Here is a 10,000-nt window from a genome sequence, read left to right as displayed (position 1 = left end):
ATTCATTGGCATTCGGAGTTTATCTGAGATTGGTAATCCGGGATGGACCCCTCACCCAAACAGTGCTCTACCTCCAAGAATCTTAATGTCGACGCTAGCCCTAAAGCTATTTCGGAGAGAACCAGCTATCTCCAAGTTCGTTTGGAATTTCTCCGCTACCCACAAGTCATCCAAGCACTTTTCAACGTGCCCTGGTTCGGTCCTCCAGTGCGTCTTACCGCACCTTCAACCTGCTCATGGGTAGGTCACATGGTTTCGGGTCTACGTCATGATACTAAGGCGCCCTATTCAGACTCGGTTTCCCTACGGCTCCGTCTCTTCAACTTAACCTCGCATCATAACGTAACTCGCCGGTTCATTCTACAAAAGGCACGCTCTCACCCATTAACGGGCTCGAACTTGTTGTAGGCACACGGTTTCAGGTTCTATTTCACTCCCCTCCCGGGGTGCTTTTCACCTTTCCCTCACGGTACTGGTTCACTATCGGTCACTAGGGAGTATTTAGGGTTGGGAGATGGTCCTCCCAGATTCCGACGGGATTTCACGTGTCCCGCCGTACTCAGGATACTGCTAGGTACAAAGACTATTTTAAATACGAGGCTATTACTCTCTTTGGCTGATCTTCCCAAATCATTCTTCTATAATCCTTGAGTCCACATTGCAGTCCTACAACCCCGAAGAGTAAACTCTTCGGTTTGCCCTCCTGCCGTTTCGCTCGCCGCTACTAAGGCAATCGCTTTTGCTTTCTCTTCCTGCAGCTACTTAGATGTTTCAGTTCACTGCGTCTTCCTCCTCACATCCTTAACAGATGCGGGTAACAGGTAGTACCTGTTGGGTTCCCCCATTCGGAAATCCCTGGATCATCGCTCACTTACAGCTACCCAAGGCATATCGTCGTTTGTCACGTCCTTCTTCGGCTCCTAGTGTCAAGGCATCCACCGTGCGCCCTTATTAACTTAACCTTATTTTTTGACCTTTCAGTCATAAACTCTTATTAATACTACAGCGTTTTCGGTTTATTTTCTTGTTACTATTTGATATAGATATTCAATTTTCAATGTGCATTACTTGGTGATCTCTCTACCAATGGAGCCTAGCGGGATCGAACCGCTGACCTCCTGCGTGCAAAGCAGGCGCTCTCCCAGCTGAGCTAAGGCCCCACAAGACCTCTCAAGACTAAACAAGACCAATGCGCAGTTCCTTATCCTTAGAAAGGAGGTGATCCAGCCGCACCTTCCGATACGGCTACCTTGTTACGACTTCACCCCAATCATCTATCCCACCTTAGGCGGCTGGCTCCTTACGGTTACCTCACCGACTTCGGGTGTTACAAACTCTCGTGGTGTGACGGGCGGTGTGTACAAGGCCCGGGAACGTATTCACCGCGGCGTGCTGATCCGCGATTACTAGCGATTCCGACTTCATGTAGGCGAGTTGCAGCCTACAATCCGAACTGAGACTGGCTTTAAGAGATTAGCTTGCCGTCACCGGCTTGCGACTCGTTGTACCAGCCATTGTAGCACGTGTGTAGCCCAGGTCATAAGGGGCATGATGATTTGACGTCATCCCCACCTTCCTCCGGTTTATTACCGGCAGTCTCGCTAGAGTGCCCAACTGAATGATGGCAACTAACAATAGGGGTTGCGCTCGTTGCGGGACTTAACCCAACATCTCACGACACGAGCTGACGACAACCATGCACCACCTGTCACCTCTGTCCCGAAGGAAAGCTCTATCTCTAGAGCGGTCAGAGGGATGTCAAGACCTGGTAAGGTTCTTCGCGTTGCTTCGAATTAAACCACATGCTCCACCGCTTGTGCGGGCCCCCGTCAATTCCTTTGAGTTTCAACCTTGCGGTCGTACTCCCCAGGCGGAGTGCTTAATGCGTTAGCTACGGCACTAAACCCCGGAAAGGGTCTAACACCTAGCACTCATCGTTTACGGCGTGGACTACCAGGGTATCTAATCCTGTTTGCTCCCCACGCTTTCGAGCCTCAGCGTCAGTTACAAGCCAGAGAGCCGCTTTCGCCACCGGTGTTCCTCCATATATCTACGCATTTCACCGCTACACATGGAATTCCACTCTCCCCTCTTGCACTCAAGTTAAACAGTTTCCAAAGCGTACTATGGTTAAGCCACAGCCTTTAACTTCAGACTTATCTAACCGCCTGCGCTCGCTTTACGCCCAATAAATCCGGACAACGCTCGGGACCTACGTATTACCGCGGCTGCTGGCACGTAGTTAGCCGTCCCTTTCTGGTAAGATACCGTCACAGTGTGAACTTTCCACTCTCACACTCGTTCTTCTCTTACAACAGAGCTTTACGATCCGAAAACCTTCTTCACTCACGCGGCGTTGCTCGGTCAGACTTCCGTCCATTGCCGAAGATTCCCTACTGCTGCCTCCCGTAGGAGTCTGGGCCGTGTCTCAGTCCCAGTGTGGCCGATCACCCTCTCAGGTCGGCTATGTATCGTCGCCTTGGTGAGCCGTTACCCCACCAACTAGCTAATACAACGCAGGTCCATCTGGTAGTGATGCAATTGCACCTTTTAAGTAAATGTCATGCAACATCTACTATTATGCGGTATTAGCTATCGTTTCCAATAGTTATCCCCCGCTACCAGGCAGGTTACCTACGCGTTACTCACCCGTTCGCAACTCATCCAGAGAAGCAAGCTCCTCCTTCAGCGTTCTACTTGCATGTATTAGGCACGCCGCCAGCGTTCGTCCTGAGCCAGGATCAAACTCTCATTAAAAGTTTGAGTTCTCACTCATTTCTGTCACTGACAGATTTATTGTTTTTTCATTGTTCAGTACTACAATCTTAGTTGTAGTGCCCTGCACATTGGTTCGTCTTGTTCAGTTTTCAAAGGTCTTTGTCACTCGCTTCTCTCAAGTGACAACTATATTAGTATATCACAGCTGCTTTTTCTTGTCAACACTTTTTTGAAACTTTTTTAATCTTTTTTCATCAAGTGTTCCACCCGCAACATACCATAGTCCGTACGGGATTCGAACCCGTGTTACCGCCGTGAAAAGGCGGTGTCTTAACCCCTTGACCAACGGACCTGAGTTATTTTCAACTCTTACTATTATACAGACTTTTCATACTTTGTCAACTACTTTTTTTATCTTTTTTCATTTTTTGCATGGCTTCCTAGTATGTACGAATGTCAAACTCTTTAAATACAATACGTAAGTCTCTTAACACTCTTTGACGCCCTCGGAAACGTTCATTTCTTAAGACGCGTTCTAACTCTTCTTGTTTGTCTTTACTTTGTTTGTTTCTATAATCTTTTAGCGTTTCATGAAAGAGATAATAATCATCTAGACGCAGACCTCCCTCACTTATACGATGACTAATCTCACCTACTTCTTCATAGGGTTCTTTATCATATCTTCGTTTTTGACTTTCTTGCTTACGGATATAGTCTAGAATTCGATTCCGGAACTTAGTCTTAAAATATTTCCTTAAACGAGGAATATCTTCTATTATTCCTTCTTCTCTACTAATCAATTCATATAAGCAAATCATACCCTCTTGCTCCCAATCAGATAACTCCCATAAATGCAAGTAATATTCTTTTCTACTCTTATATACAATTCCCTGGACTTCTTTATACAATTCTTTAAACATAACATTCCCCTTTCTAGATACAGTTTAACAGATTCAGAAACACTTTTGTCCCATTTCCCCCATTCTGTTCTCTACACTGCCTCAACTGCACAAAAAAGAGAGGACAGGCCTCTCTTGGGGTTATTTTTCGTCATTCATTTTTGACTTTACTTCATCATAGGATAGTGCATGTGATTCCTCTTCGACTGTTTCAGGCATCTTTCCTGTTTCATAAAGAGCTTTAATTTGTGTACTATCCAATGTTTCGTATTTCAATAATGCTTCTGCAATCAACTTGTGAGTTTCACGATTTGATTGGATGATTTCAGCAGCTTTATTTCGTGCTTCATTTAATAATGAACGAACTTCTTCGTCAATTTCATAAGCTGTTTGTTCTGAAATTGATTTTTGAGGACTCTGTGCACCAAACATAGCATGGTTTCCTTCATATTGTACTGGTCCAAGTTTTTCACTCATACCGTACTCTGTAACCATTGCACGCGCCATCTGAGTAGCTTGTTCAAAGTCGTTTGAAGCTCCTGTCGTTTGGACATTAAAGATAATTTCTTCAGCTACACGTCCACCCATTAAGCCAGCCAATTGCTCTTTCATATCTTCTTTAGATAGAAGCATTTGATCCTCTTTAGGAAGTGCAATCATATAACCGCCTGCACGGCCTCGTGGTACGATAGTAACTTTATGAACAACACGGGCATTCGATAAGACTAGACCAACAATGGTGTGTCCAGCCTCATGGTAGGCAACCAATTCACGTTCTTTTTGTGAAACTGTCTTATCTTTCTTAGAAGGACCAGCAATAACTCTATCTTCTGCTTCATCAATATCTGAGGCATCAATTATCGATTTATTGCGACGAGCAGCGACTAAAGCAGCTTCATTCAATACATTCTCTAAATCAGCACCAACAAAACCTGGAGTTTGTTGAGCCACTAATTTCAAATCAACATCTTCTGCTAAAGGCTTGTTCTTAGCATGAACTTTCAAGATTGCTTCGCGACCTTTAACATCAGGACGGCCAACCAATACTTTTCTATCAAAACGTCCTGGACGCAAAAGGGCAGGGTCAAGTACATCTGAACGGTTTGTCGCAGCGATGACAATAATCCCTTCATTTCCCTCAAAACCGTCCATCTCAATCAAGAGTTGGTTCAAGGTTTGTTCACGTTCGTCATTTCCTCCGCCAAGACCCACTCCACGTTGACGTCCAACAGCATCAATTTCATCGATAAAGATAATAGCTGGTGCTGCTTTTTTGGCATCTTCAAAAAGAGAACGGACACGACTAGCTCCAACTCCGACAAACATTTCTACAAAGTCAGAACCTGAGATACTAAAGAATGGAACACCTGCTTCTCCGGCGACTGCCTTAGCAAGCAAAGTCTTACCTGTTCCCGGAGGTCCCTCTAGAAGGACACCTGCTGGAATACGGGCTCCAAGTTTTGTAAATCGTTTTGGATCTTTTAAGAATTCAACAACTTCAACTAGTTCTTGTTTTTCTTCCTCAGCTCCAGCAACATCTGAAAATCTTACTTTAATATCTTCTTTATTTGCAGCTTTAGCCTTACTACGTCCAAAACTCATCGGGTTACGGCTATTATTTCCTCCCATATTTCCCATCATCGAGAAGAGGAAGAAGAAGAGGATACCGAATGGCACAATGGATACAAGAATATTAATCCACATACCACTTGAACTTTCATGCTTAACAGTTACTTCCGCTTTATGGTCAGAAGCAAGCTTTTGTAATTCTGATACTGTAGTATCTGAAGGAAGAATAATACTTGAAAATTTCTCTACTGTTGTAGCAGAAGGAGAAAAGAATTGAATGCCTGTTTCTTCTTTACTTGTTTTAGGATTTTTATAAACACCTGAAACCTCGATAACACTGCCATTTGGTTGGTAAGTCAATTCTTTTACATTGTCATCGGTAATTTCTTTTACCAATTCTGTATAATTAATTTGCTCACTTTTCCCTGCAACACTACCTGTACTAAAATACTGGTAAGCTGTAACTAGGAAAAAAATAAGTAATAACCATAGAAAAGGATTTTTAATTAAACCATTATTTTGTTTTTTCATTAAAAATTGTTCTTTCTAATTTGAATACACTTCTTCTTTCAATACTCCAACATAAGGAAGGTTACGATAATTTTCTTTGTAGTCTAAGCCATAACCTACTACAAACTCATTTGGAATAGTAAAGCAAGTATAGTCTGCCTCAATTTCTACAACACGTCCCTCTGGTTTATCCAATAATGTTGCAATCTTAACAGAAGCTGCATCTCTTGCAATAAACATATCTCGCAAATTCTTCAAAGTTTGACCTGGATCAATGATGTCCTCTACAAATAGAACGTGTCTTCCTTTAATATCTTGAGTTACATCTTGCTTGATATTGATGACACCACTACTTGCTGTTCCACCATGATAGCTAGAAACCATCATAAAGTCCATTTCAATATGTGTATCAATATGTTTAACCAATTCAGCCATAAAAGGGATAGATCCTTTTAAAATCCCAATTAAAATCGGATTTTTTCCTGCATAGTCTTTAGTTAGTTGGGCACCTAATTTTTTAGCAGCTTCTGTAATTTCATCGTGTGAAACAAGGATTTTTTTAATATCGTTTTCTAACATTTTTTTACCTATCTATTTTTTCTATATAAAGTACAGTGTTCATTATATCATTTTTCGTGTTTTTACTCAAATTACTGGTCGCAATTCCCAAAATTGAGACAATTTCACCAAATTGCTCAATAATCAGAGCTGATTTTCGCTTTTCCATAGGGATTTTCAAATCAATAAACAGACGTCTGAGTTTTTTTCTATGCCCATTTTGAATCAAAAAATCTCTTGGTTTTCTATGACGAATGTGTATGGATGTTTCACGTGAAACAGGTATTTGTTGAATTGATTCACCTTCTAATGGAATTCCAAAGGAAAATAAATAACCTTGGTAAGATACCTGATTTTGATAGTGTAACACAAGTTCATCTTCCTTTTCATCAGACTGAGGACTGATTTTACAAATCTTAAACCATTGGTACTCTTTTATCAATTCATAACCATTTTTTAGCGGATGACGATACTGGCTTTTAGTTTTTAAAATCTGCCGAACTTCTTCAAACTGAGCTTTTGTAAGATTCAAATCTGGAAAACGATTCAGATAAGTTTGAAGTAAAACTCTTTGTGTCGACTCAGAGTAAGACAATAGCTGATCTAAATTCTCTACATCAATATTCTTTGATAATTCAGCTATAGCTAAGTCATAATCTAAAATTTCATTGCCGATGCTTAAGATTGCATATCTAAATCGAGGATTTTCTTTTTCTAATTCTGGTAAATAAGAATTTCGAATACGATTGCGAAAATAATGATTTTCCTGATTTGATATATCTTCAAAGTGGAAAATTGGTGGAAAGTCTTTTTTCTGAAAATGCAAGAAGGGCCGAATGATTTCTATCTCTCCGACTACTTGCTTCTCCTTAATTCCTGATAGATAGCTCAAACGAGTGCCTCGAATCAAACGCATCAAAATCGTTTCCACCTGGTCATCAGCATGGTGAGCAGTGACTAAGGCTGTCGCACCTGTCTTTTTCATAACCTCTTGAAAAAAATCATAACGAAAATTTCGAGCACGCGCTTCAGAAAATTCTCCTGAAAAATTGCTGATATAAATAGGAAGCTCTGCTTCAGCAGCCAACTTCCTTAATTCCTGTTCTTCCCAATCTGATTCTACTCTCTGCTTATGATTAACATGAGCTAGAATCAATTCAATTTCTAACTCTTTTTGATACGTAGATAATACCTTAAATAGAAACATAGAATCTAATCCACCAGAAAGAGCTAGCACCACCTTAGTATGCTTTTTGAAATATCCCTTCTTGAGAAAATGATTTAAAAAATCTTGTTCCCTCATTTTAGAACCTCATAAACATCCTTGGCTATCTTAGAAATCGTATCATAATCAGAATTTTTAGTGAAAATAGAAAGAATAAATGGAGAATCTGCATAGACAACACCTGTATCATGCTTAAATTCATCCGCATCTCCAATTTTATGAGCTACTTTAACAGAAACACCTTTGGCAATTCTCTCATTATCAAAATCTGTTTTAGTCAAAGAATCCAATACAAATCCATTTTGGTTATAAATAGCTTCCATGACTTTCCCAGCCATTTTAGAAGAAATCAATTTTTCTTTTGGATCCCAATCATCTCCCATAATAGCAGACGTCTTGGATTTGAATATAGCATCAGATTGATTTGAAATGTAATATCCCAATAGATTATGAGCTACATTATCCGATTCTTTAGATACTTTTGTGATTAAGTCCTTTATAGAATACTCTTTATTATCCTCTTTTTTAGGGAGACTACCACTTCCCTCTGGTTTATAAGAACCTGGAAAATCATTGACTGCTGATACGTATTTTACAGTCGTGTCTAACTGATAAAGACCCTCATTTATTTTTTCTTGCGTATAGTAGAGATAAGGTAATTTTAAAATGCTAGCTGCATACATCTTTTCATCTTGATTGATACCAGCTTCTTTTCCAGTAGTCAGTTGCTTAACATAAATAGAGAAAGAAGCTTTCTGATATTTTTCAGATAATATTTCTTGCACTTTATTCATCCGATTATCTTCTTCAGAAGTTAATTCCTTATCTACCCATCCAACTTGATCAATATGTAGAAATTCTTTCCCTTCTACAAACATGGTCTTATCAATTGAAACTTGCGAATAAGCTGATAAGGATGATTTCACTTCTTTTAAATCATAAGGACTGTTATACAGTTTAAAATCAGATTCTAACCATACTTTTTTTATTGTTGGAGTTACCTCTGACTGATCATATAAAAATCGTTTGTCTGCAGCAATAAATTGATGATTGGATAACTTAAATACTGGAATTCCTTGTTTATTTAAACGCCACTCGGTTATTTGAAAACTTGTTTGGGGAGTCAATTTTCCAGATTCCACTACTAAATCTTCATTCGCATAAACAGGAACCTCTCCATAAACCATGGGAGAACTTAATTTTTCTCTAAAATAAATACCAAAGTCAGATTGTGAAAGGTAATAAATTTCTTTCGAAGTATATACAACTTCTTTTTCTGTGCTAACGACTTTTGAAACTGTCAAAAAACTTGGTAGCAACAAAATAATTAAGAATTTACGCATTCTTCCTTTCCTTTTCTTCTTGTAAACGCAATAGTTGATTTTTATCAGACAACTCTTCTAGTTTTTCATCCGATAGACTCAAAAATTGCTCAATTACGTCTAATAAATTTTCCATTTCATCACCTTGGAAGCAAGTCAGGAATCGTATAAACAACTTCCCGATTCTTAGAATAATAATATTTTGCACGCATGTATTTAGCAGCGTAATCTTCATCTTTCAACTTTGTAGCAAAAGCTGTCTCTTTCTCCTTTTCCTCACTCAAGGTTTGATACTGAGTTTGCAAGTCTGATAACTGTTGACGTCTTTGGAGTAATTGGTGATAACTTTGAGCAAGATTATAAGTTGGTAAAATGAACAATAAAATCATCAAAATAAGAACCCAACCCATGAAACGATTACGTTTTTGTCGTTCCTTCATCAGATAGCGACGACGTTGATGTTCATTTTGAATAAAAGAATTATTCAATTGTACGATATTTTTAGACATTTTCTTCTACCCGTGTTTCACTGATAATTTCATACATGCCTGCTGCATCTTCTTTTTTTGTACTATCTTTCATCTCAAGTACTTTTACAAGTAGCAACTTATTGCCAAAGCGAATTTCAACTTGGTCATTAACTTTCAAATCCGTTGAACTTTTGGCCAAGATTCCATTTACCTTGATTCTGCCTTTATCTGCTACTTCTTTTGCGACTGTACGACGCTTGATAATTCTTGATACTTTTAAATATTTATCTAATCTCATTTTTATTACCTCAAATTATTATTGTACCATTTTTCTCCATTTTATAGAAGAAAAATGTTAAAGAGAATTGCCTTCTTTCGACACTTTTATCTCTAATAAACTTTCTCCAAAAATGAGCAGACCTTCTAAAATTTCATAGTCCTTCTTGTTTCGAACATCAAATACAACTTCCATTAATCCCTTATTCTCAGCTATAGCTGCTTTTAAGTTCGTTGCGGATAAAGCTTTAAAATAATCTTGAGCCAAGAACAGTCGCTGAGTAATTTTTTCAAATTGAACTGTAATCTTATTTTCTTTTCGTTCCACACGTTGAACAAAGACCTTATCAAGATAAGACTTAACCAAACCAATCTCTAAAAGATAGGCTACCACGTCTGGGTACTCTCCAAATCGGTCCATCAACTCTTCTTGTAATTCTTCGTAGTTGACAC

9 protein-coding genes, 2 tRNA genes and 2 rRNA genes (1 of these 13 cut by a window edge) are annotated in these 10,000 nt (G+C 39.3%); all 13 read right to left on the bottom strand.

From position 1 onward, the window contains the following. Positions 1-962, bottom strand: a 23S ribosomal RNA gene (locus SK578_RS00255) (it extends 1,939 nt beyond the left edge of the window). A gap of 125 nt (positions 963-1,087) precedes the next feature. Then, positions 1,088-1,160 (bottom strand) — tRNA-Ala (locus SK578_RS00250). Between the two features lie 51 nt (positions 1,161-1,211). Then, positions 1,212-2,757: ribosomal RNA gene (locus SK578_RS00245) — 16S ribosomal RNA — on the bottom strand. Together the 16S and 23S rRNA genes with 2 tRNA genes alongside form the textbook arrangement of a ribosomal RNA operon. 241 nt (positions 2,758-2,998) lie before the next feature. Continuing rightward, positions 2,999-3,070: transfer RNA gene (locus SK578_RS00240), tRNA-Glu, on the bottom strand. Positions 3,071-3,158: 88 nt separating this feature from the next. Continuing rightward, positions 3,159-3,638, bottom strand: a complete 480-nt coding sequence (locus SK578_RS00235) for a sigma-70 RNA polymerase sigma factor region 4 domain-containing protein (protein ID WP_042749721.1) — start codon at positions 3,636-3,638, stop codon at positions 3,159-3,161. 120 nt (positions 3,639-3,758) lie between these two features. Next, positions 3,759-5,717 (bottom strand): ATP-dependent zinc metalloprotease FtsH, encoded by a 1,959-nt coding sequence (gene ftsH, locus SK578_RS00230; RefSeq protein ID WP_033684689.1) that lies wholly within the window; start codon positions 5,715-5,717, stop codon positions 3,759-3,761. A 15-nt stretch (positions 5,718-5,732) separates the two neighbouring features. After that, positions 5,733-6,275, bottom strand: coding sequence for a hypoxanthine phosphoribosyltransferase (gene hpt / locus SK578_RS00225; protein WP_042749716.1), 543 nt, complete (start codon positions 6,273-6,275; stop codon positions 5,733-5,735). A gap of 4 nt (positions 6,276-6,279) precedes the next feature. Then, positions 6,280-7,557, bottom strand: coding sequence for a tRNA lysidine(34) synthetase TilS (gene tilS / locus SK578_RS00220; RefSeq protein WP_042749715.1), 1,278 nt, complete (start codon positions 7,555-7,557; stop codon positions 6,280-6,282). Further along, the gene (locus SK578_RS00215; protein WP_042749712.1) at positions 7,554-8,822 is read right to left on the bottom strand and encodes a serine hydrolase; all 1,269 of its coding nucleotides are present in this window, start codon (positions 8,820-8,822) and stop codon (positions 7,554-7,556) included. The genes tilS and SK578_RS00215 overlap by 4 nt, the downstream gene beginning before the upstream one ends. Next, complete coding sequence (locus SK578_RS11325) at positions 8,815-8,937, bottom strand: SP_0009 family protein (protein WP_020902316.1); 123 nt, start codon at positions 8,935-8,937, stop codon at positions 8,815-8,817. The genes SK578_RS00215 and SK578_RS11325 overlap by 8 nt, the downstream gene beginning before the upstream one ends. Positions 8,938-8,941: 4 nt before the next feature. Then, the gene (locus SK578_RS00205) at positions 8,942-9,310 is read right to left on the bottom strand and encodes a septum formation initiator family protein (RefSeq protein WP_042749708.1); all 369 of its coding nucleotides are present in this window, start codon (positions 9,308-9,310) and stop codon (positions 8,942-8,944) included. Next, positions 9,303-9,569, bottom strand: a complete 267-nt coding sequence (locus SK578_RS00200; protein ID WP_001234978.1) for an RNA-binding S4 domain-containing protein — start codon at positions 9,567-9,569, stop codon at positions 9,303-9,305. The genes SK578_RS00205 and SK578_RS00200 overlap by 8 nt, the downstream gene beginning before the upstream one ends. 57 nt (positions 9,570-9,626) lie before the next feature. Further along, a partial coding sequence (locus tag SK578_RS00195) for a TRCF domain-containing protein (protein WP_042749706.1) occupies positions 9,627-10,000 on the bottom strand: 374 nt, incomplete at its 5' end.

Origin of the sequence: Streptococcus mitis (assembly GCF_000722755.1) — a bacterium.
Classification (GTDB): domain Bacteria; phylum Bacillota; class Bacilli; order Lactobacillales; family Streptococcaceae; genus Streptococcus; species Streptococcus mitis_CM.
The sequence above is the reverse complement of the archived record's forward strand: the minus strand, read 5'-3'. Positions and strand labels throughout refer to the sequence as shown.